Annotated in this window: 24 protein-coding genes, 1 tRNA gene and 4 pseudogenes; 11 read left to right on the forward strand and 18 right to left on the reverse strand. The window is 55.7% G+C overall.

What is annotated here, in order from left to right; translation table 11 throughout:
• Positions 1 to 493: 493 nt before the first annotated feature.
• From ACTJJI_RS11325 to ACTJJI_RS11335, 3 genes are read right to left on the reverse strand one after another with little or no spacing between them, the layout of a single operon-like run.
• A complete protein-coding gene (locus ACTJJI_RS11325; RefSeq protein WP_014830487.1) occupies positions 494 to 991 on the reverse strand; it encodes an Hcp family type VI secretion system effector in 498 nt (165 codons plus the stop codon).
• A gap of 18 nt (positions 992 to 1,009) precedes the next feature.
• Positions 1,010 to 1,342, reverse strand: a complete 333-nt coding sequence (locus ACTJJI_RS11330) for a DUF1493 family protein (RefSeq protein ID WP_125365211.1) — start codon at positions 1,340 to 1,342, stop codon at positions 1,010 to 1,012.
• Positions 1,336 to 1,794 (reverse strand): STM2901 family protein, encoded by a 459-nt coding sequence (locus tag ACTJJI_RS11335; RefSeq protein ID WP_025912045.1) that lies wholly within the window; start codon positions 1,792 to 1,794, stop codon positions 1,336 to 1,338. Before ACTJJI_RS11335 ends, ACTJJI_RS11330 begins: the two co-directional genes overlap by 7 nt.
• A gap of 527 nt (positions 1,795 to 2,321) precedes the next feature.
• Here ACTJJI_RS11335 and guaD point away from each other — a divergent pair.
• A complete protein-coding gene (gene guaD, locus ACTJJI_RS11340) occupies positions 2,322 to 3,701 on the forward strand; it encodes a guanine deaminase (RefSeq protein WP_440654087.1) in 1,380 nt (459 codons plus the stop codon).
• Positions 3,702 to 3,911: 210 nt separating this feature from the next.
• On the opposite strand, the pseudogene ACTJJI_RS11345 reads toward guaD, so the two are convergent.
• The 6 genes and pseudogenes from ACTJJI_RS11345 to ACTJJI_RS11370 all read right to left on the reverse strand — a co-directional run.
• Positions 3,912 to 4,382 (reverse strand): annotated as a pseudogene (locus tag ACTJJI_RS11345) (AAA family ATPase); the annotation flags it as partial.
• Positions 4,382 to 5,203, reverse strand: a pseudogene (gene tssK, locus ACTJJI_RS11350) (type VI secretion system baseplate subunit TssK); the annotation flags it as partial. The pseudogenes tssK and ACTJJI_RS11345, both read right to left, overlap by 1 nt.
• Positions 5,185 to 5,541: pseudogene (locus tag ACTJJI_RS11355) on the reverse strand (type VI secretion system contractile sheath large subunit); the annotation flags it as partial. The pseudogenes ACTJJI_RS11355 and tssK, both read right to left, overlap by 19 nt.
• Positions 5,542 to 5,573: 32 nt before the next feature.
• Entirely contained in the window at positions 5,574 to 6,074 is a 501-nt protein-coding gene (tssB, locus tag ACTJJI_RS11360) for a type VI secretion system contractile sheath small subunit (RefSeq protein ID WP_270784314.1), read from the reverse strand.
• Between the two features lie 706 nt (positions 6,075 to 6,780).
• Positions 6,781 to 7,251: a SymE family type I addiction module toxin gene (locus ACTJJI_RS11365; RefSeq protein ID WP_440654090.1), complete on the reverse strand. Its 471-nt coding sequence runs from the start codon at positions 7,249 to 7,251 to the stop codon at positions 6,781 to 6,783.
• Positions 7,252 to 7,554: 303 nt separating this feature from the next.
• Complete coding sequence (locus tag ACTJJI_RS11370; protein ID WP_071922641.1) at positions 7,555 to 7,863, reverse strand: helix-turn-helix domain-containing protein; 309 nt, start codon at positions 7,861 to 7,863, stop codon at positions 7,555 to 7,557.
• A 554-nt stretch (positions 7,864 to 8,417) separates the two neighbouring features.
• On the opposite strand from ACTJJI_RS11370, the pseudogene ACTJJI_RS11375 reads away from it, so the two are divergent.
• Positions 8,418 to 8,576: pseudogene (locus ACTJJI_RS11375) on the forward strand (DNA sulfur modification protein DndB); the annotation flags it as partial.
• Between the two features lie 4 nt (positions 8,577 to 8,580).
• Here ACTJJI_RS11375 and ACTJJI_RS11380 read toward each other — a convergent pair.
• From ACTJJI_RS11380 to rraB, 4 genes are all read right to left on the reverse strand, one after another.
• Positions 8,581 to 8,665, reverse strand: a tRNA-Leu gene (locus ACTJJI_RS11380).
• A 106-nt stretch (positions 8,666 to 8,771) separates the two neighbouring features.
• Positions 8,772 to 9,494: a topoisomerase II gene (locus tag ACTJJI_RS11385; protein ID WP_440654092.1), complete on the reverse strand. Its 723-nt coding sequence runs from the start codon at positions 9,492 to 9,494 to the stop codon at positions 8,772 to 8,774.
• A 30-nt stretch (positions 9,495 to 9,524) separates the two neighbouring features.
• Complete coding sequence (miaE, locus tag ACTJJI_RS11390; protein WP_440654094.1) at positions 9,525 to 10,283, reverse strand: tRNA isopentenyl-2-thiomethyl-A-37 hydroxylase MiaE; 759 nt, start codon at positions 10,281 to 10,283, stop codon at positions 9,525 to 9,527.
• Positions 10,284 to 10,329: 46 nt separating this feature from the next.
• Complete coding sequence (gene rraB / locus ACTJJI_RS11395) at positions 10,330 to 10,755, reverse strand: ribonuclease E inhibitor RraB (protein ID WP_006810300.1); 426 nt, start codon at positions 10,753 to 10,755, stop codon at positions 10,330 to 10,332.
• A 99-nt stretch (positions 10,756 to 10,854) separates the two neighbouring features.
• Here rraB and argL point away from each other — a divergent pair, with 99 nt between their 5' ends.
• The 3 genes from argL (at position 10,855) to xynR (ending at position 12,821) form a co-directional block, all read left to right on the forward strand.
• A complete protein-coding gene (argL, locus tag ACTJJI_RS11400; protein ID WP_213014347.1) occupies positions 10,855 to 10,950 on the forward strand; it encodes a putative translational regulatory protein ArgL in 96 nt (31 codons plus the stop codon).
• A complete protein-coding gene (gene argF / locus ACTJJI_RS11405) occupies positions 10,920 to 11,924 on the forward strand; it encodes an ornithine carbamoyltransferase (protein WP_440654097.1) in 1,005 nt (334 codons plus the stop codon). Before argL ends, argF (ACTJJI_RS11405) begins: the two co-directional genes overlap by 31 nt.
• Positions 11,925 to 12,062: 138 nt before the next feature.
• Entirely contained in the window at positions 12,063 to 12,821 is a 759-nt protein-coding gene (gene xynR / locus ACTJJI_RS11410) for a DNA-binding transcriptional repressor XynR (protein ID WP_440654099.1), read from the forward strand.
• Positions 12,822 to 12,825: 4 nt separating this feature from the next.
• On the opposite strand, the gene ACTJJI_RS11415 is transcribed toward xynR, so the two are convergent.
• The 5 genes from ACTJJI_RS11415 to ACTJJI_RS11435 form a co-directional block, all read right to left on the reverse strand.
• The gene (locus tag ACTJJI_RS11415; RefSeq protein WP_440654101.1) at positions 12,826 to 14,436 is read right to left on the reverse strand and encodes a glycoside hydrolase family 43 protein; all 1,611 of its coding nucleotides are present in this window, start codon (positions 14,434 to 14,436) and stop codon (positions 12,826 to 12,828) included.
• Between the two features lie 11 nt (positions 14,437 to 14,447).
• Positions 14,448 to 15,830 carry an MFS transporter gene (locus ACTJJI_RS11420; protein WP_440654212.1) on the reverse strand — a complete coding sequence of 461 codons (1,383 nt, stop codon included), beginning with the start codon at positions 15,828 to 15,830 and terminating at the stop codon, positions 14,448 to 14,450.
• Positions 15,831 to 16,054: 224 nt separating this feature from the next.
• Positions 16,055 to 18,022 (reverse strand): xylonate dehydratase YagF, encoded by a 1,968-nt coding sequence (yagF, locus tag ACTJJI_RS11425; protein ID WP_440654103.1) that lies wholly within the window; start codon positions 18,020 to 18,022, stop codon positions 16,055 to 16,057.
• Between the two features lie 14 nt (positions 18,023 to 18,036).
• Positions 18,037 to 18,945 carry a 2-keto-3-deoxygluconate aldolase gene (gene yagE / locus ACTJJI_RS11430; protein WP_153908244.1) on the reverse strand — a complete coding sequence of 303 codons (909 nt, stop codon included), beginning with the start codon at positions 18,943 to 18,945 and terminating at the stop codon, positions 18,037 to 18,039.
• Between the two features lie 211 nt (positions 18,946 to 19,156).
• Positions 19,157 to 19,609: a YhcH/YjgK/YiaL family protein gene (locus ACTJJI_RS11435; RefSeq protein WP_046887660.1), complete on the reverse strand. Its 453-nt coding sequence runs from the start codon at positions 19,607 to 19,609 to the stop codon at positions 19,157 to 19,159.
• A 672-nt stretch (positions 19,610 to 20,281) separates the two neighbouring features.
• Here ACTJJI_RS11435 and arcA point away from each other — a divergent pair.
• The 6 genes from arcA to ACTJJI_RS11465 all read left to right on the forward strand — a co-directional run bounded on the left by arcA (position 20,282) and on the right by ACTJJI_RS11465 (position 25,736).
• Positions 20,282 to 21,502 (forward strand): arginine deiminase, encoded by a 1,221-nt coding sequence (gene arcA / locus ACTJJI_RS11440; protein WP_440654106.1) that lies wholly within the window; start codon positions 20,282 to 20,284, stop codon positions 21,500 to 21,502.
• A gap of 10 nt (positions 21,503 to 21,512) precedes the next feature.
• Positions 21,513 to 22,424 (forward strand): carbamate kinase, encoded by a 912-nt coding sequence (locus tag ACTJJI_RS11445; RefSeq protein WP_440654108.1) that lies wholly within the window; start codon positions 21,513 to 21,515, stop codon positions 22,422 to 22,424.
• A gap of 91 nt (positions 22,425 to 22,515) precedes the next feature.
• Entirely contained in the window at positions 22,516 to 23,520 is a 1,005-nt protein-coding gene (gene argF, locus ACTJJI_RS11450) for an ornithine carbamoyltransferase (RefSeq protein WP_219280501.1), read from the forward strand.
• Between the two features lie 47 nt (positions 23,521 to 23,567).
• Complete coding sequence (locus tag ACTJJI_RS11455) at positions 23,568 to 24,971, forward strand: YfcC family protein (RefSeq protein WP_014830460.1); 1,404 nt, start codon at positions 23,568 to 23,570, stop codon at positions 24,969 to 24,971.
• 80 nt (positions 24,972 to 25,051) lie between these two features.
• Positions 25,052 to 25,531 (forward strand): arginine repressor, encoded by a 480-nt coding sequence (locus ACTJJI_RS11460; protein ID WP_043951733.1) that lies wholly within the window; start codon positions 25,052 to 25,054, stop codon positions 25,529 to 25,531.
• A 100-nt stretch (positions 25,532 to 25,631) separates the two neighbouring features.
• On the forward strand, positions 25,632 to 25,736 hold the full coding sequence (locus ACTJJI_RS11465; protein WP_022646880.1) for a pyrBI operon leader peptide: 105 nt from the start codon (positions 25,632 to 25,634) through the stop codon (positions 25,734 to 25,736).
• The last annotated feature ends 2 nt before the right edge of the window (positions 25,737 to 25,738 follow it).

The raw sequence follows: 25,738 nt of genomic DNA on the forward strand, positions 1-25,738 counted from the left end.
TTCTTAAATGCATTATTAGCCAATGTCGTTTGTCATTCTGTTGAGAGCGCTATATTCATAGACTCTTTATATTTTTCGAACGTCGTAGCAAATGTTATGAGCAAGTTTATCATTTACATGCTGAATATATTTTTTGTGGTTATATAGTGACTATACGCCCCATTTCTTTGGTTAGTTTTGATAACTGGGAGGACCGTACAATCGCAATAACAATCATATTAGGAAGTGCACAGCTTATTGCGACATTACTTAATCGGGTACTGCCTCATAAGTTATATATTTTAGGAAGGATAGCTGAACTGATAGAAGGTCCGCTATTAGTTATTGGCGCAATTTTGTGTCTGGATGTGTTTGAACCCTGGCCAATGAAGATTATTGGGATGTTTGCGTGGGTTATTTTTATGATGTTTCGGCCATCATTTACGAAAAGGAATAAAGAATGATATTCTCTGCCCGCACAAACGAAACGCTGGCGGGCAAGTTCAATATAACGTTATGCAGCAGAGCCAGAGGTTGGACGTTCATTCCACGCATCGTGCGCTAACAAGTTACCGTCCTTGTACAAATGGGTAATCTTCTCATAATTAAACGCCACCTCCTCCATATGCCCCGTCCCCGGACAGCCTCGGGTGTCGTACATTACTGGACTCACAGAAATGACCTTAACGTTCTCGAGCGTGATTCGGTAATACTCCTCCTCTTGCCCGGAATAGTTAATATGGTAAAACTTGAATTCTGCCGTTTTAAGGGTCTGACCCGTTGCTGCCGCTTTGAACAGATAGGGCGAAGAGCTGTCCAGTTCCTTAGTAAACTGAAACGGTGAATGCTGGCGAGTGCCGGTGACCTTGCCCGTTGCCGAGTCGGTTGGCAGGCTGAGGTTATGTTGTAATCCTCTTAGCTCAATACTTCCTTCCCTGTTTGCAACGTCACAGGAACCACGAATCATTGTGCCGCCGTCATTAGTTAAAAAAAGATGTACAGGTACGGCCATTCTATTGCTCCTTGCATTTTAGTCGTATAACCATTTGCCCGCTTTTGCGGATTCGATAAGCATTCCAATGGTGAAATCAGGAACCATCACCACAGGGAATTTTTTGAATGGATTCAATGAAAAAGGCTCATCAGGATAGTAGGTGATTATGTTAAAATTCCCTCTATCAACATCAAATTCTTTAAAAAACTCTTCCATTAAATCTTCTGCTTCAGTGACATCAAGCTGCATGTCAGTATCCAAATCAGTTTTAGCATTCAGTAATTTTTGCTTCGCTTCGTTATTCATCAGATAAACGCCGTTATAGCGTCTGGCTAAGGCGTAGATGCGCTGCTCAATATCCTCTACCATAGTTTGTCGCTGCCCCGCGCGATTCGATTATAATCACGTATTGCAGCATAGGTGATTAGTGATACATCAGCGACTAATATCACCATACCCACTAATGGAATCGTTCTTCCGATAAATGTACTGATTTGTGAAACCATCCTACAGCGTACAGTCCATGGCGTGTAGCCGCCAATCCATGTCGGGAGCCTAATGCCATACGGGAACTTAGCTTGTTTGAAATAGCGCCTCATGGCTTTCGAGGCTCGGGACGTTCCTTCCTTCGCTCCCGCGGGTTTCTTTCTGGTCTTCTGATTATTAGCACCGCTATATAACGCAGCAATTCCAGCAACATCGTCAATACCAAAATGATCGGCAATTGATTCGCAATAAATCATAAAGAAAAGGCCGCCAGCGGTAAGATTTGTTCTGCCAGCATAAAAATACGTTCCATTTAGTTCTTCAGTTGTGTCCATTCTTCCTCCGAGGATTGCTCCAGGAAGAGATAATAAAATCTGATAAAAATTTATTTTGAGAGACACAGCTTATTTTTCATAAAAAATCAAACATTCATCTGAAAACAACTATTCGCAGTTATTATTCACAATCATTATATGAAATACTGCAAAAAAAGAACTGTGGTGCCGGGTGCCTCCCGGTGAGCAAAGCCCGCATAATGACGTTAACCCATAAATTATGCCCCACCGCACAGGGGGATTCACCACAATAAAAAGTATAATAAAAAGAGCGTGATAAAAAAGAGGTGCAAAGAGTTGATAACACGTCGGCTATTTAACTATTTTGCCAAATAAACTCCAGGCAGTTCCCGTTTATCATTACAGCCTCCCTTTATTATCCCTGCAAATACCGCAATCAATGCCATCTTATTAACCCATCAATCAGTTGATGTATTTTGGTTTTATGCCAGGCTTTTTGAGCGAATAATAATGCCTGACTCTGGGGCAATTTCCCTTTCAGCGTGATGATGAAAAAGGACGACGATATGAACACCCTACACGCATTCCCCTGGCAGCAGGTTGTCAGCGCTCAGGGCTACACGGCGGAATCGAAAGACCGTGTGACCCACTTTAGCGACACGCTGTTCTGTATCGATGGCAGCGGCACCATTGTCGATATTATACGAGGTGACGATGGTGCGTTCAGCCCCGTGCGGGACGCTGCCCGCAAGGCTGGCAAGCTGACCGAACTCTCTTCAGATCAGTACCTGCTGCCGGGCCTGATCGATCTCCATGTTCATGCCCCGCAGTGGCCGCAGATGGGCAAGGCTCTGGATAAGCCGCTGGCAGAGTGGCTGAATGACTATACGTTCCCGCTGGAGGCAAAATACGCCGACATCGCCTTTGCCCGCCGCAACTACACGGAACTGGTCAATGCACTGCTGGCGAATGGCACCACCACCGCCGTCTATTTCGCCACCCTGCACACGGAGAGCAGCGTGGAGCTGGCCCGTATCTGTCTGGCGCAGGGTCAGCGGGCGCTGGTTGGCCGGGTGGCTATGGATGATCCCTCCCAGTGTCCTGAATACTACCGGGATGAAAGCGCGGAGACGGCCCTCGCCGAAACCCGGGCATTTATTCACGCGGTTGCACAGCTTCCCGGCAATACGGCAAAACGCGTGCTGCCGGTCATCACCCCACGGTTTATTCCGTCCTGTACGGATGCGCTGCTGGAAGGTCTTGGAGAGATTGCCACAGAGACGGGCTGCCACGTGCAGACCCACTGCTCGGAAAGCGACTGGGAACATGCTTACGTTAAGCAGCGTTTGGGTAAAACGGATACCACGGCGCTGCGGGATTTTGGCCTGCTGACCAGAAAGACCGTACTCGCGCATTCAAACCACATCGAAGATGACGATGCCGACCTGATCAAGCAAACTCAGGCTGGCGTCGCACACTGCCCACTGTCCAACTTCTACTTTGCCAATGCGGTCTTCCCCCTGCGCGCCATGCTGGACCGCGGGCTTAACGTTGGCTTAGGGACCGATATTGCGGGCGGCCATAGCCCTTCGGTATTTGATGCCTGCCGCCACGCCATGACCGCCAGTAAAGCCCTGAATGATGGCGTCGATGCCCGTATCGCCGCGGAACAACGCGGCAGACCCGGCTCGGCAATCAGCTTCCGGGAAGCGTTCTGGCTGGCGACTGGCGGCGCGGGAGAGGTGCTTGATCTGCGTGTGGGCAAACTGGCGGTCGGCTACCAGTTCGATGCCATTGTGATCGATACCCGGGCCGCCGGGAGCGACATTTATATTGATACGGCTGAGGACGCGCCGGAAGACAGGCTGCAGAAAATTATCTATAACGCCAGACGCAATAATATCAGCCGCGTCTGGGTGGACGGCAAAGCCGTCAATATTCAGTAGTGCGCCAGAATAATAATCCCGCCCCTGAGAAAACACCTGTATTTTCTCAGGGGAATTAAATCACTTTATATAACCCTCCCTTCTGATTCAGAACCGTTTTTTGCCAAAGCGAATTAACTCAGATTTATCTTAAAAGAAAAATACTCAAACCCAGGTATGACCTGTTTTTAGCAAAATAACACCCATCAATTCGTTATTTTTATATTTGCCGTCATCGGTAATATGCACCCCGTGGTGCTGCGCGTAGCGGGATTTCAGCCCCCGCAGCATCAGGCAGGCGGTGTCGTCGTCCGGCTCGTCCACCTTCACCATCTGGAAACGCCGCTCCAGTGCCGCGTCGCGCTCAAAATACTGCTTGTACTCGCTCCAGGTGGTGGCCGCGATGGTCCGCAGTTCGCCGCGGGCGAGCGCCGGTTTCAGCAGGTTGGCCGCATCCGCGCCCCCGGCCTGATTACCCGCACCGATAATGGTGTGCGCTTCGTCGATGAACAGCAGCACCGGGGACGGAGACTGCTGCACCGCGTCAATGACGTTTTTCAGGCGCTGTTCAAACTCCCCCTTCACGCCCGCCCCCGCCTGTAACAGACCGAGGTCCAGCGTGCGCAGGCTCACCGTTTTCAGGGTTTCCGGTACATTCCCTTCGGCGATGCGCAGCGCCAGCCCTTCGACCAGCGCGGTCTCCCGGCCTTGCAAAGTTGTGGAAACTTCGTCTGCAGCTCATGAGCGGGCATGGCGGAGCGAACCGATAACCAGAAATCGGCACCTTCCCTGAGGCGAGCATCATGCAGAGCGCCTTTCCACATCACGCCATCCTGTTTCAGTTCAATAGAGACGACCCGGGACGGCAGGCTGGCTTCCAGCAGTTTGTCGAGCAGGGAGAGCAGCGGTGGGAAAACCTGCTCCGGTGCATCATGACGGTACGCAGGAATATCACGCGTATCGTGCTCCAGAGAGAAGGTCAACAGGCTGCCGGCAAGCCGGGCAAGTTCACGGTAAACCAGCTCCGGATGACGGTCCGGTACAGCAAGCAGTTCGGCCAGTACGGGTTCTGCGCTGTTCAGGGCATTCAGCAGCCAGAACAGCGACACATCAGCCACGGCAAAATCGGCAAGCCTGGCATTGCTTTCCCGGCGCATGGACATCAACCGCTGACGGCGGGCCTGAAGACGATGAAGTAAATCGGCAAGGTCACAGACCAGTGCCGGGCAGGCCGACAGGGCAAGCAGTGGCGGAATAAAGCTGCTGTCGCGCCGCCACAGTCCCTGCGCATCCCGTACCAGCCGGGTGACTGGACAGGTCAGGTACGCCGCATTTTCCTGATGGGCCATACGCAACGTCAGGCTGTGACGCAGGACAGCCAGTTCACTGCGCTCATGTCCGGCGAGCTCCTGTACGGTAACCCGTTCAGCTTTCCAGCGGCGCGGACGCTCGCTGTCGCTGCCGTCATCAAGATTGCCACCGTTTGCGCTGAGCAATGGCAGAGCCAGCACGATACCCGCTGAAACTCCGGGTTATGCATCACGGCATCCAGCTGGCGGCTAATCTGGTAGTCCAGCGTGGCAATATGATGGTCAATCAGGGTCTTATCCAGCTTCTCAACTTTTGCACCTGATTTACTCAGGCATTCCAGGAATACCTGCATCCCGGCAGTCAGACGCTCGTCAGCGCTCGCATCAGACATGGCCTGCGCATCCTGCCAGATATCCAGCGCGCTCAGTTCAGAAACCGGGCTGAGATTGATTTTCTCAAACAGGGAAGCATAAACACCGCCCGTCTGCGGGCGTTCCAGCACAACACTTTCGCCCGTAACGGCATTTTGATTTTCTACAGACATCAGCATTTCCTCATTAATCCGTTAATTCATTGCGACCGTTACGGCTGTTTCGGTGCCAGAGCAGACAATTCATCACGCAGTTCGCGGCTGAGCGCAGGGTCAAGCAGGATTTTTTCCAGCTCTTTTCGGAAGCCCTGGTTATCCAGCAGATTCGCTTTCAAATCGCGAAGCAAATTGCGCATGGCGAGCATGGCCTTCAGTTGGGGGATCTGGCGCGCGACCTCTTCTGGCGTAAAGTCCTTGATGTCGCGAAATGTCAGGCTGATATTCTCTTCGCTGCTATCACCCGCCAGTGTATTTTCAACAGTGAGATTCACTTTTGGGGAATATTCGGAAAGCACAGCATTAAAGTTATTTTTATTTACATCGATTTTTTCACGCTCTGATAACGGTCTTTGTTCTGCACCATTACTGAAATCGCCAGTCACCAGCAATTTAAGCGGCAATTCAACTTTCTTCTGGGCTCCCCCGGTATGTAAATCCAGTTTTAAATTAACGCGCGCCTTCGGAATCTCATTCTGGAAGCTTTTCTCGCTCATAAACCCCTCTTATCACCACTGTGTGAAAGTTTCCTGACTACATTTCTTTACACGCGGATAACAGGGTAAATGGCTGAACAAAATCAAATACGCAGATCTTTGTTTTTCAACAGGAAAATTCTTAAGAATATTCCTTCAGACAACAGGAATTAATCCGAAAAAATAAAAACGAGGGGCACCAGAAAGCTCGCAAAATCCTCCAGATTTTGTTTAATTCCCAGAACAACTATCCAAAGAAGATGAAAAATGCAGTCGCTCGGCAATTAAATTTGTAAAACGCGCTAAAAGTTGATCCATCTCAACGTGGTAATGTTTTGCAATCAATTAGAGAAATATCTCAATAAATTACGCCAACGAATAACCCTTAAATACCACCGCACCGCCAGATGTTACGCAGGGGTGTGATAAAAAGCGTAATATTTATGTCCATTTCTGGACTATCCCTAAAAAGTGCTAATAAAAATCGATAAGTGTGATGCCAGTCACAAACATAGGATCACTCCACTTTTTGCTGTTACGGAAATTCAGGGCAAACATACCCCTCCATAACAATGAACTGCATCCCAAAAGTTGAACACCAAACTGAGTAAGATGCAGATTCATCCATCGTAGCAGGATGCCTGGACCGGAACTGTTAGCAGCATTTACCGAAGAGCATTACTTGCCTGTCAGTATGAGGGGCAAAAAAAATTATTTTTTCTAAACGTTACGCTTTCGTCTGCCCATTCCCACGCTTTATCACCGGTATATCCCCTGTATCATTCAACGCGCCCGGAAACGTTTTTAACCACTGCACGACTTTCTGTTTATTTATATTCACCACGCTCATACCTTCCAGGCATCCCCATAATTCTCTTGTATGCTGTGGCGTAATCACAATGCAGTCTTTCATGGCGCGGATTTTCACAGGCATGCCGTTGATAAAGCCCGCGCGGGTTAACCACTCTCCGCCCAGAAGAAGATATTTCATGTCTATGCGTGCATACAGTTCGCAACAGGCTGCACTGTCCTGCGGCGTTTCCGCGCGAGGATGGACGGGGGCTGCATTGGTCTGGTTGCCGTGCAGACGGCGGGCGCTGTTTTTGCGTACCAGCACGCGGTTTTCAATCATGCCGGTGAAAGCGTCTGATTCTGTTTTGCAAACAGTAAACTCTGGCTTAAAATTCGTCGCAGCCATTTTCAACTCCTTCATAGTTGTTTGTGGTTAGCGGTATGGGGGTGTTGCAGCACCTTCATATCGCGAATTCCTCGTTAAATATTCTTTGATACTTCCTTTGCCGTTCGGCGTAATTTCTGGTGCTCATTATACAGGGCTGAATATAAATACAGCAGTTTGGTGTGGGGGAAATTTGGAATTTGCGAGGGGGATTCAGGAAATGAAATCAGACGAACTGAAGCAAGATTCTAACTCAAGGTTTTGGTTCTAAATCACTGGAAAGCCTTTCGAGACGAGAAAGCACAGCGAAGCACTCTTTTTTGTTTAGAGCTGCTGAAGGATGTTTTTTTTCTTCTCCGAGTCCAATTTCGGCCAAAGACGGACTAAAGAGGCCAGTTCATCATCTTCTGTGTAGAAGTATGCTACAGGCACTTCGAGAACTTTAGCGAGATGACGGACGACTTCAATGCTTGCCTGGTGAACTCCTTTCTCGTAGCGGTTGATACGCGCGCTTGCTGCAAACTCATCTATGCCAGCCAAAATACCCAGGTTTTTTTGCGATAACGCCATGTCTAAGCGCACCTCTTTGAGGCGTCGACTGAAGAGCTGATTGTGGGAATTGGATGTTTTCATAACTACGATAATCGTAGTTAACGCCCAAGGAAGATACTACGTTTTACGTAGTGCAAACACTAGATTGATTTTCACGTAAGGATTTCACAAATCCTCGAGCACCCTCGCAAAACTACGTAAAACGTAGTTTTATAGATTCCAAAGGAGCTACGAATATCGTAGTGTCTGGTTTAATCATTTTTTCCAAGAGGATATGAAGAATGGTTTGGTACAAAGCATATGTTTTAGCGGCTCTCGAAAAGGAACGAGGTTTCGCTCGCCAACTTCGGTGTCAGCTCCTACACAACGATTAACGCTCTTGAAAGACCGTGGAACAAAGTAAACTTCTTCCATGCCAAAGCAATTGGTATCAATCCAGAGCTCATAAGGCCACGTTGTTACTTCAAATTTTGGCACGAGGTTTACATTCAAAAAGAACCAAACACAGCAAAGAGTTACGTCAAACCATACGTAAAACTTTAACAATTCGTGTTTTATCATCATAAAAATTTCGTTCTAAGAAATTTTTTACGTAAAATGTAACGTAATTGCGTCTTTAATACAGGGACTAGAACATGGCTAACTTTGATGCAGATTATTGCTACTCTTTCCCCGCCGTAAGGGGTGTCCAGGCTGGACGACCATTCTATATCGCCACTTGCCCTATGCGCATCATCCCTAAGATCTTCAGCTTCGATGAGACAGACGTGCCGCCGGAGCTGCGCGCTCAGCGTAGATTGGTGCCGAAGGCCGGACTCGAACCGGCACGTATTTCTACGGTTGATTTTGAATCAACTGCGTCTACCGATTTCGCCACTTCGGCACTGAAGGGGATGCGGAAACGTTGTGGATTATACCTGTCGCGCGCCGCCATGCAAGCGACGACGCGCGAAACCCGCGCTAAGTGCCCAAAAAACCAGCGCCCTTCGTCAGTCCAACTCAGATACCGCCAGCCGAATCACCCTCGCCGCCTTCAGCTCCGGCAGCGCCAGCACCTTCGCCCACATCTCCTGCACCATATCGCAGGAGAGCTTCTCTTTGCCCGCCGCCTTCTCCGGCATCTGCAGCAGCTGGATGTCCTCACCGTACTTGTCGGCAAGTTGCTTCATAATCGGCCGCACATCCTCGACGGCCGCCTCGCGTTCGGCCGGGGTCACGGTGTGGCGGTTTTTGCCGTAGGCCGCGCGCATCATGTCGGCGTCGGCCTGCATGCGCCGCGCCATCAGGTCTTTATCCAGCATGCGCATTGGGTTGATGCCGCCCTTCACCATCGGGTAGAGGAAGCGGAAGCAGGCGTCGTCGCTCACCTTCTGGATGGCGGCGGTCTGCTCCATATTGATGGTCATGTAGTTCACCACGTTGGCGTCCGGGGCGTTTTGCAGGCGCGTCATCTGCAGATGCAGGATCTGCGGCTGGATGGTGTCGATAATCTGCTGCTCCGGCTCGCCCGCTTTTTGCAGGGCGGCCATCTGGTCGAGGATGCGCTGATGCAGCGCGGGCTCCTGCTCCTTAATCACCTGCCAGGCGGGCATCGCGTTGAGGGCGTTATCCATCTGCCGTTCCGGGGCGCGCTGCCTGTCGAAAAACACCCAGAACGCCACGGCGGCAGCCGCAATGACGACAATCACAATACGGGTCCACTTTTTATTCATCTCGCATCCTTATCCTTGAATTATGCCGGTTTACACCGGCACGCCGCTGTGGAAGCGAAACTCGTTGTCCGGTGTCGAGATAAGTGTGGCTTCAATTTCGCCAAAAAGCTTTATCCGCGGTGAGATATCGTCGTCGCTCACCTGCTGGGCCAGCGTCAGGTAATCCTGATAATGGCGCGCTTCCGAGCGCAGCAGCGAGAGATAGAACTTTTGCAGGTCGTCGTCGAGGAACGGAGCCAGCGCGGCGAAGCGTTCGCAGGAACGGGCTTCAATGTAGGCGCCGCAGATAAGCTTGTCGATCAGCGTCAGCGGTTCGTGGGTGCGCACTTCCTTCAGCATCCCTTTGGCGTAGCGGCTGGCGGTGATTTTGACGTACGGAATATCGCGGGCCAGCATCGCCTCGCGCACCTGCCAGAAGTGGTGCAGCTCTTCCTTAATTAGCAACACCATGCTGTCGATAAGCGCCTGGCCCCACGGGTCGTCGGTTTTGGGCATCACGCTTTTGCCAATCTGCTTATGCAGGGCGATAAAGTCCGGCTCCGGGCCGTCGCGGAAGGTGAACAGTTCGTAGGGCTTGAGCCAGTCGAGCAGCGTGTCGGCACCGCTTTCATTGGCGACGTATTTACGCACCAGCAGCAGCGCGGTCTGGGCGGCCTTGAGCTCGCACACCATGTGGTCGGTGAGCAGCAGCGGCAGGTTCGCCGGGTCGCGGGCTTTATCAATCCATGCTTGCGGGGTCGGGCACTGGAGGAAGTTGAGTACGGGGGCGAGTATCTGCGGGTAATCCATGGTTCTGCCTTGAAAAAGCGGTGGCGCGGGCCACCGCCTGAAACGCTTAGTGACGCACGCCGTCGTCGTCTTCGTCGACGTAATCTTCGTCGTCGCCTTCTTCGCCGTCTTCACCGTTCGGATCTTCGAAGTAGGTTCCCCAGCCGTCGTACTCCACGTCAAACTTCTCGGCCAGGTTCATCAGCTGTTCTACCTGCGCGTCGATCAGCTCCGCCTTCAGCGCGCCTTCGCTCAGGATGTCGCAGCAGATGACAGTGTCGCCCTCTTCCACTTCCAGCTCTTCCGGCTCGGTGACTTCGTAACCCAGTTTAAAAGCTTCCACCGCCATTTTTTCCAGCGCGTCGAAATCATCCGCAGAGAAATGGTGCTCGATGGTGTACAGCGCGTCCGGATCGCTACCGTCTTCCAGCAGCTCTTCAATAATCAGACGCGTCTCTTCGCGTTGCTCTTCCAGGTGTTCCGGGTTTGCCATGGCTCATTCCTCTTTAAAGTGCGGCAGATACTTCTATTTTCACACACGGACGGGTTTGCCTCCACCTTTGTAAGAAAGATTTGTTAAACGGGGTTGCAAATGAATAATTACACATATAAAGTGAATTTTAATTCAATAAGTGGCGTTCGCCATGTGAGGATAAAATGTCTGATCTGTACAAGAAACACTTTCTGAAATTGCTCGACTTTACCCCTGCACAGCTCAATTCTCTGCTGACTCTTGCCGCACAGCTCAAAGCCGATAAAAAAAATGGCAAGGAAGTACAAAAGCTTACCGGTAAAAACATCGCGCTCATCTTCGAAAAAGACTCGACCCGTACACGTTGCTCTTTCGAAGTTGCCGCATTTGATCAGGGCGCGCGCGTCACCTATTTAGGGCCGAGCGGCAGCCAGATTGGGCATAAAGAGTCAATTAAAGACACCGCACGGGTGCTCGGGCGGATGTACGATGGTATTCAGTATCGCGGTCACGGCCAGGAAGTGGTCGAGACGCTGGCGCAGTACGCGGGCGTGCCGGTGTGGAACGGGCTGACCAACGAGTTCCACCCGACGCAGCTGCTGGCGGACCTGCTGACCATGCAGGAGCACCTGCCGGGCAAGGCGTTTAACGAAATGACGCTGGTCTACGCGGGCGACGCGCGCAACAACATGGGCAACTCAATGCTGGAAGCAGCGGCGCTGACCGGGCTGGATCTGCGTCTGGTGGCTCCGAAGGCCTGCTGGCCGGAAGAGAGCCTGGTGGCGGAGTGCAGCGCACTGGCGGAGAAGCACGGCGGGAAGATCACCCTGACGGAAGACGTGGCGGTGGGCGTGAAGGGCGCAGACTTTATCTATACCGACGTGTGGGTGTCGATGGGCGAAGCCAAAGAGAAGTGGGCGGAGCGGATTGCGCTGCTGCGCGGGTATCAGGTGAATGCGCAGATGATGGCGCTGACCGGCAACCCGGACGTGAAGTTCCTGCACTGTCTGCCGGCGTTCCATGACGACCAGACCACGCTCGGCAAGCAGATGGCGAAGGAGTTCGACCTGCACGGCGGGATGGAAGTGACGGACGAGGTGTTTGAGTCGGCGGCGAGCATCGTGTTTGACCAGGCGGAAAACCGGATGCATACGATTAAGGCGGTGATGGTGGCGACGCTTGGGGAGTGATTGGGTCCTCTGCACGCTGGTGCCCTCACCCCGGCCCTCTCCCACAGGGAGAGGGAGAACACCGGCTCCATTTCATTGATTTTTCACCCCGAAAAAGGTACGTTTTCGCCTTAATTCCAGCGTGGACATACCAGCATTATGCCGATTATTCAGTCTGTTGAACGTGCGTTGCAGATCCTCGACCTGTTCAACGAGCAGGCCACCGAGCTTAAGATCACCGACATCAGCAAACTGATGGGGCTAAGCAAGAGTACCCTCCACTCGCTGCTGAAAACCCTGCAGCTTCATGGCTATATCGATCAGAACCCGGAGAACGGCAAGTATCGCCTCGGCATGAAGCTGGTCGAGCGCGGTCATTTCGTCGTGGGCTCCATCGATATTCGACAGAAGGCGAAAGGCTGGCTGACGGAGCTGTCCCGGCGGACCGGGCAGACCACCCATCTGGGGATCCTGGACGGGCGTGAAGGGGTCTATATCGAGAAGATTGAAGGCAAGCTGGCCGCCATCGCCTATTCGCGCATCGGTCGCCGCCTGCCGGTTCACGCCACCGCCATCGGCAAGGTGTTGATTGCCTGGCTGGGCGAGCCCGAGCTGAACGCTCTGCTGGAGGGCTATCAGTACACAACCTATACCCCTTCTACCCTTGCTTCTCGCGAAGCCTTAATGAGCGCCCTGGCGCAGACCCGCGAGCAGGGCTATGCCCTGGATAGCGAAGAGAACGAGCAGGGCGTGCGCTGCGTGGCGGTACCGGTGTGGAACCATGAATCCCGCGTGATTGCCGCCCTGAGCCTGTCGACGCTGACCTCCCGCGTGGACGACGAAGAGCTGGCTAATTTCCGCGAGCAGCTTCAGCAGGCCGGGCTCCAGCTGTCACGCGCGCTGGGCTACCCGGCCTGAGCCGTCAGGCCGGCTCGTAGGTGAAGTAGTCGAAGTCCGCGTGGCAGCCGTCGCCGCTGATGTCCTCGCAGTGCAGCCCCACAAACGCGCCGGTGAAGAAGCCGCGCCCGCCGATGTAGTCGTCCGACAGTTTCCACGCCTCATACGTTACCGGCACGGTGTGCCACGTCTCGCCGTCGAACGAGTAGCTGTAGCGGTAGACCAGCGTATCCACATCCACCCGCAGCCAGATGCTCTCCGCACTCTCCGGCACCGGAATGGGCTGCTCGTGCAGCCGCCACGACGGCACGTTGTGGTCGAGCTGGATCACCTTGATGGTTCTCCCCTTCCCCTCCTCGTAGTCCACAAAGCAGTAGCTCCAGTTTTTACTGTTGTAGTAGCAGGTCAGTCCGGCGCTTTGCTGGAAGTGGACCGGCGAGAACTGCATCCGCGTTTCGGAGCGGAAGGTGAAGTGCTGCCAGCGGCGCGCCACGGTCGACTGGGTAAAGGTGGAGTTGAGCGAGTCGTTGCCGTAGAGCCGTAAGTAGCCCGGCCGCGCGGTGAGCGAGCCGAGGGTGTCGTCGAACGGGATGCGCAGGGTCTGCAGTTCCGGGTCAAGCGTGCTGCCGTCAAAGTCCTCCCGCCAGTTGCCCTGAACGGATGCAGGCTGTTCCGCCACCTGCGGGCCTTTCACGGCTGGTTGCGCGTGCTTGCCGCCTTCCACGTACGGCCAGCCGTCGCGCCATTCAATGCGGGCGATACCGGTTTCGCGCCCCAGCGGACAGTAGCCGCGCCCGCCGGAGGCCAGCAGCGGCACGCCGGGCAGGCGCAGCGGGCGACTGGTGAGGTAGGCCATGTACCACTCCCCGGTGTGGGTCTGCAGCAGCGAGCCGTGGCCGCTCTTCTGCAGCGGGTTCTCCGGCAGGTGCCAGCTGGTCATCATCGTCACCTCCGGGTGCAGCTCGTACGGCCCGTCGAGGGTTTTTGAACGCAGCACCACAACCGCGTGCTCGTAGCTGGTGCCGCCTTCGGCCACCATCAGGTAGTACCATCCCGCGTGGCGATACAGGTGCGCGCCTTCGGTGTAGCAGAGCGGCGTGCCGGTAAACAGGGTTTTGCGCTCCGGCGAGAGCGTGCCGGTCTGCGGGTCAAACGCCTGCAACACGATGGTGTTGTGCGGGTTGCTGTGGTGGCGCGGCCCCCACGGACGGTAGAGGTAGTACTTGCGGCCGTCGTCATCGTGGAACAGGGACGGGTCAAACCCGCCGTTGCCCATCGGGATCGGCTCGCTCCACGGTCCCTCAATGGACGGCGCGGTGACGAGGAAGTTGCGGCCGTTTTTCCACGGCGAGTCGACAATCTTCACGTCGGTGTAGAGCAGCCAGAATTTGCCGTCGGCGTAGCTCAGACACGGTGCCCAGATGCCGCCGGAGTCCGGGTTGCCCTTCATGTCGAGCATCGACACGCGGTCCAGCGGCGTGCTGACCAGCGACCAGTTTTTCAGGTCGCGGGAGTGGTAGATGCGCACGCCCGGGAACCACTCGAAGGTCGAGGTGGCGATGTAGTAGTCCTCGCCCTGACGGCACAAAGACGGATCCGGGTTGAAGCCGGTGAGTATTGGGTTGGTGATTTCCATATTGCCTCCGGTTAATGGGATGCGGCTGTCGCAGCGTCGGGAACGGCCTCGCCCTGCGCCGCGCGGTGCTTGATCAGCTGCTGGCTGATGGCCTCCACGCGGGCATCGGTGAGCTTATAGAACGACAGCATGATGAACATGCCCACGTAGAGCACCACCGGCACCACGCAGAACAGAATTTTGATGGTGGTCAGCACCTCAACCGGCTGCACGCTGCTGCTGGCGGAGTAGTTGACGTACGCCAGGATCCAGCCCACCACCGCCCCGCCAATTGCCAGGCCAATCTTCAGGCTGAACAGGTAGGTGGAGAACACCAGCCCGTCCAGGCGTCGCCCGCTGCGGCTTTCTTCGTAATCCACCACGTCAGAGGCCATCAGCCACTGCAGCGGCGTGGTGGTGTTAAAGACAAACAGGAACAGGATGTTGAGGGCGAAAATCAGGGCGATATGCTCCGCCGGGGTGACGAAAATCAGCAGGCTGATCAGCGAGTAGGCGACGATGATCCACTTGAAGGCGGTAACGCGGTCGAAGCGGCCCAGCAGGCGGGAGGAGCAGAGCGAGCCGAACATGGTGGCGAGGCTGCCGTAGAGTAAAAACTGGGTCGCCATCTCCGGGTGATCCATCACGTATTTGACGAAGTAGAGCGTCGCCCCGCCGCGCACCACGTTGGAGCAGGTCGCCATCATCTTGAACGCGCACATGATCCGCCACTGGCCGTTGCCCAGCAGCAGCTTAAGGTCTTTCGCCACCGACGAGCCCGGCTGCACCTCAAAGGTGTAACGCTCTTTGGTGGTGAAGAAGCAGACGTAGAGCAGCACCACGCCTGTCAGCCCCAGCACGCACATGGCGCCGAAATAGCCCACCTGCTCGTCCCCTTTGCCGATGATGCTTACCAGCGGCAGCGCGATGCCGCTAATGGCAAGCGAGCCCGCCGCCGCCAGGAAGAAACGCCACGACTGCAGGGCGTGACGCTCTTTCGGGTCGGCGGTAATGACGCCCGGCATGGCGCAATACGGCACGTTAACGAAGGTGTAGACCAGGGTCAGCAGAATGTAGGTCACGCAGGCGTAGATGATTTTGCCCTGCGCGGAGAAATCCGGCGTGTAGAAGGTCAGCATGCAGACGATGCCAAACGGGATCGCCCCCCACAGCAGGAACGGGCGGAACTGGCCGTGACGCGTGCGGGTGCGGTCCACCAGCAGCCCCATCAACGGGTCGGTCACGGCGTCGAGCACGCGGGAGACCAAAAACAGCGTGCCCATAATCCCCGCCGACAGGCCAAACACGTCGGTATAAAAGTAGGCCAGCAGAAACATGGTGGCCTGCCAGACAAAGCCGCAGGCGGTGTCACCCAGCCCGTAGCCAATTTTATCTTTCATGGTTAATTGCATCATCATCGCACCTTTATTTTCGTATGCTGATTTCACAACATCGTGTTAATGGAGTGTAATGAGCTGTTCAATTAACCAGCAATGGTCATATCTTATTTCCGAATTACGATATTTTGCTTTTGTGACGCCAACGATATATCACAACGCATTGTTTATATTGATAAATTTAAGATACGAAAAAACCGTCCACGGAATATTTCCCGTAGACGGTATTGCTCAGAAAATAATTAAAGTCCGAGTGCTTTTTTACCGGCGTTAATTACCTCGATAATTTTATCGGTGTCATAAATACAGCCTTTCCAGGTGCCGCCGCTCACCGACTGCAATGCCGCCCACAGGCGGGTATCGTCCGGCAAAAAGTCGTGAGGGTGCAGGTCCGGGTGCGTCTGTCTTACTGCCAGCTCGCGCGCGCCCTCTTCCGGCGTCAGCGGGTTTTCTGCGGTGCCGATAAAGTTGACGCTGCCCGTCAGGGTCAGGCGATCCACGGCAATCTCAATGATGTCGTTGTCGCGCAGCTTGCCTATCGGCCCGCCCGCCAGCGCTTCCGGCGACACGTGGCCGAAGCAGGCCCCCGTCGACACGCCCGAGAAGCGCGCATCGGTGATTAACGACACCGTCTTGCCCCACGAGATATGTTTGAGCGCAGAGGTGAGCTGGTAGGTCTCTTCCATGCCGGTACCGGACGGCCCGCCGCCGATCACCACCATGATATCGCCCTGTTTAATCTCTTCCTGCTTGATGGCCTTAATGGCCTGTGCTTCCGAGACAAACACCCTCGCCCGGCCGGTATGACGGTAAACGCCATCGGCACCCACCACCGACGGGTCAATGGCCGTGGCCTTGATCACCGATCCTTCCGGCGCGATGTTGCCCGTCGGGAAGCAGACCGTCGAGGTCAGCCCTTTCGCTTTTGCCTTCTCCGGCGGCAGGATCACGTCATCCGGATCCACGCCGTCCTGCTCGCGCAGGCACTGGCGGAAGCGCGCCCGGCGCTCGGACGCCTGCCACCAGTCGAGGTTCTCGCCGACCGTCTGGCCGGTGACGGTCATGGCATCGAGGTGCAGCAGGCCGAGATCGCGCAGGTGGAGCATCACCTCCGGCACACCGCCCGCGAGGAAGGCGCGCACGGTCGGGTGATAGTCCGGGCCGTTGGGCAGCACGCTCACCAGGCGCGGCACCCTGCGGTTAACCCGCGTCCAGTGCTCAACGTCCGGGATCGTGCAGCCCGCCGCGTGGGCGATGGCCGGAATGTGCAGCAGTAAATTGGTGGAGCCACCGAACGCCGCGTGGATCACCATGGCGTTTTCGATGGCTTTATCGGTGAGGATATCGCGCGTGGTGATGCCGAGGTTATCCAGCTCGCTGACCGCCCGCGCCGACTGGCGGGCGATCTCCAGCCACACCGCCTGACCGGACGGCGCCAGCGCGGAGTGCGGCAGCGCCAGACCGAGCGCTTCCGCCACCACCTGCGAGGTGCCCGCCGTGCCGAGGAACTGACATCCGCCGCCCGGCGACGCGCAGGCGCGACAGCCCAGCTCGGCGGCCTCCTGCAGGGAGAGTTCATGGTTGGCGAAGCGCGCGCCGATGGTCTGTACCTTGCCCGCGTCTTCCCCCACGGTCGGCGGCAGCGTCGCTCCGCCCGGCACCAGAATGGTCGGCAGGTCGTGCATCGCGGCCAGCGCAATCATGGTAGCGGGCAGCCCTTTATCGCAGGTTGCCACGCCGATCACCGCCCGCCGCGTCGGCAGGGAGCGGATCAGGCGGCGAAACACGATCGCCGCGTCGTTGCGGTACGGCAGGGAATCAAACATGCCGTGCGTGCCCTGCGAGCGGCCGTCGCACGGATCGCTGACGAAGGCCGCAAACGGGATCCCGCCGTTGCGGGTGATCTCCTTCGCCGCCGCCTGCATCTGCATGCCGATCTCCCAGTGCCCGGTGTGGTAGCCCAGCGCAACCGGGCGTCCGTCCCCGGCGCGGATGCCGCCCTGGGTGCCAATAATCAGCACCTCTTTGCCGGTGAGCTTGTTGGCATCCCAGCCCATCCCGGCGTTCTGCGTCATGCCGAACAGGTTGCCGCTGGGGGATTCCATCAGCATCTGCGGGGTCAGCGGCAGCGCGCCCTGCGGCCCCGCCGCATGGGTGATCACCGCATAAAACGCATCATCCTGCGGGGTGAAAATGTTCTCGATGGTCATGGTTATCGTCCGGCTCAGCAGAGCTTGAGCTGTTGCAACAGGGTTTTCAGCTGCGCCTTACGCGGCGCGTCCAGCGCAGAGGCGGGCGGCAGCACGTGGGTAGAAATCGGGCGGCCGCAGAGCACAATAGCCTCTTTAATGACGTTCACAAACGGCGTATCCAGCTGATACATCTGCGGTATTTGCAGTAAGGTCTGATGATACTCAGCCGCTTTCGCCACGTCTTTATCCCGCCAGGCTTTCAGAAGATTCACCGACACCTGCGGAGCAAAGTTGCCGCTGGCCGAGATCGCCCCGTCGCCGCCGAGCAGCAGGGTATTGAACAGATGATCGTCATAGCCGCACAGCACGGTGAAGTGCGGATGGGCGGCTTTGACGGTGTGGATCATGCTGCGCAGATGGGCCACGGAGTCGATGGTGTCTTTAATGCCGACGATGTTGCTGCGCGAGTCGGCCAGGGTTTTCACCAGCGCCGGCGTCAGATCCTGTCCAGTCAGCGCCGGGAAGTTGTAGAGGATCACCGGCAGCGTAACGCTGTCGGCCACCTGCTCGAAGTAGCGGATAAGGTTCGCTTCCGACACCTTCCAGTAGTAGGGGTTGATCACCACGATGCCGTCCGCCCCCGACTGCTGGGCGTGCTGGCTCAGTTCAATGGTTTCCCGGGCGTTGGTGCCGCCAGTGCCGATCAGCACCGGCACACGACGATCGACGTGCTCGATAGCAAAGCGGGCAATGGTTTTACGCTCTTCGGCGTTGAGCTGGGAGAACTCGCCGCCGCTGCCCAGGAAGAACAGGCCGTCAACGCCAGCCGCAATCAGATCGTCGATCAGCTCGGCGGTGCCCTGCTTATCAAGCTGGCCATCGGCGGTAAAAATGGTGGAGACAGGGGGAATGATTCCCGTAAACAACGCGGACTGCGGCATGAGATCTCCTTGCTGAATCATTTTGTTCTACATTATAGAACAGCGTTCATTAATTTAACGATCATACTATGACGCAGAAAAAGCGCAGGTAAATGGGAAGGGAAGAGGGAGTGTGGGAAGTTTAAGCTGGATCACATATTAGAGGGTGCGGTCTGGTGCCCTCACCCCGGCCCTCTCCCACGGGGAGAGGGTTAGGGTGAGGGGTAAGGGGTTACCCCACCAACATCTTAACAACCACTTTCCTGACCTTAGCAGGCGCCCCCACCGCGCACAGCGGCTTATGCACTTCACCCGGCCAGAACACCACGAAATCCCCTTCGCTCAGCACCACGGTTTTCTCCTGCTCGCCTTCCGGCAGGAACGCGATGTCTTTATCCGCCAGCCAGTCTGTGTCCGGGGTGCCGTGCGGCAAGGTACTGAACGTCATCCCTTCCTGTCCTTTGAGCACAATCTGAATGTCCAGATAGCGCGCATGGTACTCCGCGCGGCGCTCGGCAAACGGCTGGGTCATGTCTTCGGAGACCAGATAAAACAGGTTGTTGCCGTTGATATCGTGTTTGCCCAGCGGCGTGGCGTCGGTGACGTGGGCTTTAACGTGCTCAATGGCCTGACGCAGGGGTTCTGGTAGCCAGACTTGCAGATGGTGGATGTTGCCGATAATCATAATCAAACCCTCATTATAAAACATTGTTTCATTTTTATCTTTTATACGAGAATTCAAACTGCCATACCAGCCCTTTTTCGCGGAGAGTTGCGCGAACGCATGTTTATCGGGAAAGGTGTTAATCTGCTGTTAATCCCTCACAGGCATTTATGCAGTTGTTATGCATAACCTCAGCGCGCCGTGACGATGCCGTGGCGCTAACTCACTGATCGTACTGCCTTCATCATAAAACTCGCGTCAGCTTCACACTTTATCATTTTGTTTATTTGCTATTAAATTCCATAATTATTTATTGATTTTTCTTAAGTCAAAAATAGTTAATTGGCTATTCTGCATAGCCATTCCTAGACCGGAATTAAATCATTTAAAATCAATAGCATAACCAAATATGTCAAAACATTAAATTCTACAAAATAATAACAACTTCAAATAATGCCAACGGATCCTGCTTAGCTATTCACCGGTTAATAATATTAAATTAATCATTATCTGATGCGAATCATGCAAATGAAAACAAACCCCTCAATACCTAATTTCACGTGAGCAACGTCACAATACGGTTTATTTAAGCGCCTACTATTGACCACGAAATCAATTGAGCTTAGCCGCCATATCATTACACGAATATGGCGCATGCCCTTTTTATTCTGAAAAACAGTTAAAGGAATAATTATGGAAAAGCATTATGTCGGTTCTGAAATTGGTCAATTGCGTAGCGTGATGCTGCACCGCCCTAATTTAAGTCTGAAACGCTTAACCCCATCAAACTGTCAGGAGCTGTTATTTGATGATGTGCTCTCGGTTGAGCGGGCGGGTGAGGAGCATGACATTTTCGCAAACACGCTGCGCGAGCAGGGTGTGGAAGTCCTGCTGTTGACCGACCTTCTCACCCAAACGCTTGATATTGCAGAGGCGAAGGCCTGGCTGCTGGAGACGCAAATCTCCGACTACCGTCTCGGACCAACCTTTGCCAGCGACGTGCGCGGCTGGCTGGCAGATATGCCGCACCGGGAACTGGCGCGCAGACTGAGCGGCGGATTAACCTACGGTGAAATTCCGGCGGCGATTAAAAATATGGTGGTGGATACCCACACGGCGAATGATTTTATTATGAAGCCGCTGCCAAACCATTTATTTACCCGCGATACCTCGTGCTGGATTTATAACGGCGTCTCCATTAATCCGATGGCCAAACCGGCCCGCCAGCGTGAAACCAATAACCTGCGGGCCATATATCGCTGGCATCCGGCATTCGCCGATGGCGAATTTATTAAGTATTTCGGCGACGAGAATATTAATTATGACCACGCCACCCTGGAGGGCGGCGACGTATTAGTCATTGGCCGCGGCGCGGTGCTGATCGGCATGTCCGAACGCACTACCCCGCAGGGCGTGGAGTTTCTCGCCAACAGCCTGTTCAAACATCGCCAGGCCGAGCGCGTGATCGCCGTTGAGCTGCCAAAACACCGCTCCTGCATGCACCTCGACACCGTCATGACCCACATCGACGTGGACACCTTCTCCGTCTACCCGGAAGTGGTGCGTAAAGACGCCCAGTGCTGGACGCTCACCCCGGACGGACGCGGCGGCCTGCTGCGCACCCAGGAAACCGACCTGCTGCACGCCATCGAGAAAGCGCTCGGCATTAATCAGGTACGCCTGATCACCACCGGCGGCGACGCCTTTGAAGCCGAGCGCGAGCAGTGGAATGACGCCAACAACGTGCTCACCATCCGCCCGGGCGTGGTGATCGGCTACGAGCGCAACGTCTGGACCAACGAGAAATACGACAAAGCGGGGATCGCCGTGCTGCCAATCCCGGGCGACGAACTGGGACGCGGTCGCGGCGGCGCGCGCTGCATGAGCTGCCCACTGGAACGCGACGGAATTTAAAGGAGCCACTATGGAACGAAAACCCACTCTGGTTGTGGCGCTTGGCGGCAACGCGCTGCTCAAACGCGGCGAGCCGCTGGAAGCGGAGATCCAGCGCCAGAACATCGAGCAGGCCGCCCGCACCATCGCCGGGCTGACGGCGCAGTGGCGCGTGGTGCTGGTGCACGGCAACGGGCCGCAGGTCGGGCTGCTGGCGTTGCAGAACAGCGCCTACGACAAAGTCGCCCCCTACCCGCTGGACGTTCTCGGCGCCGAAAGCCAGGGGATGATCGGCTACATGCTCCAGCAGGCGCTAAAAAACAGCCTGCCCCAGCGCGAGGTGAGCGTCCTGCTCACCCAGGTGGAGGTGGACGCCGACGATCCGGCCTTCAGCAACCCGACCAAGTACATCGGCCCGGTCTACAGCGAAGCCCAGGCAAAAACGCTACAGGCGGAAAAAGGCTGGGTGTTCAGGGCCGACGGCAGCTACTTCCGCCGCGTGGTGCCCTCTCCCCAGCCGAAGCGGATCGTTGAGAGCGATGCCATCGCGGCGCTGATCCAGCGCGACCACCTGGTGATCTGCAACGGCGGCGGCGGCGTGCCGGTGGTGGAAAACGCCAACGGCTATCACGGCATTGAGGCGGTGATCGACAAAGACCTCTCCGCCGCCCTGCTGGCGCGCCAGATTGAGGCGGATGCCCTGCTGATCCTCACTGACGCCGACGCGGTGTACCTCGACTGGGGCAAACCAACCCAGCGCCCGCTGGCGCAGGTGACGCCGGAACTGCTCAAGGGCATGGCGTTCGACGCCGGCTCGATGGGGCCGAAAGTGGCCGCCTGTCGCGAGTTTGTTGAGGCCTGCAACGGGATTGCCGGGATCGGCGCGCTGGCCGACGGCACGGAGATCCTCGCGGGCGAGAAAGGCACGTTGATTCGTAACTGAGTCGTTTTCCCCTCACCCGACTCTTCCTCTCCTCGTGGGAGAGGGCCGGGGTGAGGGCACCAGACAGCTAAATTTTAAAAAGGATTTACCCATGACCATCAACCTGAAAAACCGCAACTTCCTCAAACTGCTGGACTACACCCCGGCGGAGATCCAGTACCTGATTGACCTCGCCATCGAACTGAAAGCGGCCAAAAAAGCCGGGCGTGAGAAGCAAACTCTGGTCGGGAAAAACATCGCCCTGATTTTTGAAAAAACCTCCACCCGCACCCGCTGCGCCTTTGAAGTGGGCGCGTTCGACCAGGGCGCGCAGGTCACCTACCTCGGCCCAAGCGGCTCGCAGATTGGCCATAAAGAGTCGATGAAAGACACCGCCCGCGTGCTGGGCCGTATGTATGACGGCATCGAATATCGCGGTTACGGCCAGACCATCGTCGAAGAGCTGGGCGAGTACGCGGGTGTGCCGGTGTGGAATGGCCTGACTGACGAGTTCCACCCCACCCAAATCCTCGCCGATCTGATGACCATGCTGGAGCACTCGCCGGGCAAAACCCTGCCGGAGCTGAGCTTTGCCTATCTGGGCGACGCGCGCAACAACATGGGCAACTCGCTGATGGTCGGCGCGGCCAAGATGGGGATGGATATTCGCCTGGTGGCACCAAAATCCTTCTGGCCGGAAGCGGGGCTGGTTGAACAGTGCCGCGCCATCGCCAAAGAAACGGGCGCACGCATCACCCTTACCGACGACGTGGAAGAAGGCGTGCAGGGAACAGATTTCCTCTACACCGACGTGTGGGTCTCCATGGGCGAGCCGAAGGAGGCCTGGGCCGAGCGCGTCAGCCTGATGAAGCCGTATCAAATTAACGCGCAGGTGATGAAGGCCACCGGCAACCCGAACGTCAAGTTTATGCACTGCCTGCCGGCGTTTCACAACGAACACACCAAAGTGGGCCGCGAAATTGAGATGGCTTACGGCCTGAAAGGGCTGGAGGTGACGGAAGAGGTCTTTGAATCACCAAACTCTATTGTCTTCGACGAAGCAGAAAACCGTATGCACACCATAAAAGCCGTCATGGTGGCGACACTCGGCGACTAATCACCGCCCGGCGCGCCACGGGGTGCGCCGGGGTTCAGGAGAACATCATGGGCAAGTTTAAGTTTCCCTCCGCTTACACCATTCTCTTTTTTCTGATTGCCGTCGTGGCCGTGCTGACGTGGATTATTCCGGCCGGACAGTACCATATGGCAATGAACGAGGCGCTCGGTAAGGACGTGCCGGTTGCCGGGACCTACGCGCACGTGGCGGCCCACCCGCAGGGGCTGGTTTCCGTCCTGATGGCTCCCATTGCCGGGCTGTACGATCCGGAGTCCGGCCAGGCCGGGGCGATCGACGTGGCGCTGTTTATCCTGATCATCGGGGGATTTCTCGGGATCGTCACCAAAACCGGGGCGATCGACGCCGGGATCGAGCGCGTCACCACCCGACTGCGCGGCCGCGAGGAGTGGATGATCCCGATCCTGATGGCGCTGTTTGCCGCAGGCGGCACCATTTACGGCATGGCCGAAGAGTCACTGCCGTTCTACACCCTGCTGGTGCCGGTAATGCTTGCCGCCCGTTTTGATCCGGTTGTCGCGGCCTCCACCGTGCTGCTCGGCGCGGGGATCGGCACGCTCGGCTCTACCATCAACCCCTTCGCCACGGTGATCGCCGCCAACGCCGCCGGGATCCCCTTCACCAACGGGATCGCCCTGCGCGTGGCGCTGCTGGTCATCGGCTGGATCATCTGCGTGGCGTGGGTAATGCGTTACGCCCGTAAGGTGCGCCAGGATCCGTCTCTCTCCATCGTCGCAGACAAACAGGAAGAGAACCGCGCCCATTTCCTTGGCAACAAGGGGGAACAGTCGCTGGAATTTACCCCGGTGCGCAAAATCATCCTGGTGATTTTCGCCCTCGCCTTCGCGGTGATGATTTACGGCGTGGCGGTGCTGGGCTGGTGGATGGCGGAGATCTCGGCGGTGTTTCTCGCCAGCGCCATTATCGTCGGCCTGATCGCCCGCATGAGTGAAGAGGAGCTGACCTCAACGTTTATCAACGGCGCACGAGATTTGCTGGGCGTCGCGCTGATTATCGGTATTGCCCGCGGTATCGTAGTCATCATGGATAAGGGCATGATTACCCACACCATTTTACACAGCGCGGAAGGGCTGGTCAGCGGGTTGTCCACGGTGGCGTTTATCAACGTGATGTACTGGCTGGAGGTGGTGCTGTCGTTTCTTGTGCCTTCTTCATCCGGCCTGGCCGTTCTGACGATGCCGATCATGGCACCGCTTGCCGATTTCGCTAACGTCAACCGCGACCTGGTAGTCACGGCTTACCAGTCAGCCTCCGGTATCGTTAACCTGGTGACGCCCACCTCCGCGGTGGTTATGGGCGGGCTGGCTATCGCCCGCGTGCCCTACGTGCGCTACCTGAAATGGGTGGCGCCGCTGCTGGCGATCCTGACGGTGGTGATCATGGTGGCGTTAAGTCTGGGGGCATTGTTGTAATTTGCCGGATGGCGCTGCGCTTATCCGGCCTACGGATCGGTGCGGTGCCACCGGTTATTTCGGGAACTAATATGGGAACTATGATGGATTACGAAGAGTACTCTCCCAAAGAGCAACTGCAGCTTACGGTGTGCCAGCGTCTGATCGCGGAAAAGAGCTATCTCTCCCAGGAAGAGATTCGCCGCGATTTGCAGGAGCGTGGTTTTGAGACCATCAGCCAGTCCACCGTTTCACGTCTGCTCAAGTTGCTTGGTGTCATAAAAATTCGAAATGCCAAAGGGCTAAAGATTTATTCGTTGAATCCTCTTCTGCGCCCTGCCCCCGACGCCGCGCGTACCGTTTCCGAAATGGTGGTCAGCGTGGAGCATAATAGCGAATTTATCCTTATTCATACCGTGGCCGGATATGGCCGCGCGGTGGCGCGCATTCTGGATTATCACCAGTTACCGGAAATTTTAGGCGTGGTTGCCGGAAGCAGTATTGTCTGGGTCGCCCCCCGGGTGGTGAAGCGTACCGCGCTGGTGCATAAGCAAATTAATTATTTACTCAGAACGCATTAATATTCATAAAGAACCGTTTGCATTGAGTAAAGCGTGCATTAAATTGCTTGATCCGGACATCGGGGTGCGTATAATGCCCGACAATTTGCCGGGAGGAAGCATGGTCAAGCGTGTTCGACATAACGTCTTACCGCGTCTGAAATCAGACGCTGGCCTGCCGTTTTTCTTCCCGTTGCTAAACCTATTCCCAGAGCCCCTCATTTGAGG

It is taken from the genome of Enterobacter sp. 22466 (assembly GCF_052044775.1).
Taxonomy (GTDB): Bacteria; Pseudomonadota; Gammaproteobacteria; order Enterobacterales; family Enterobacteriaceae; genus Enterobacter; species Enterobacter dissolvens.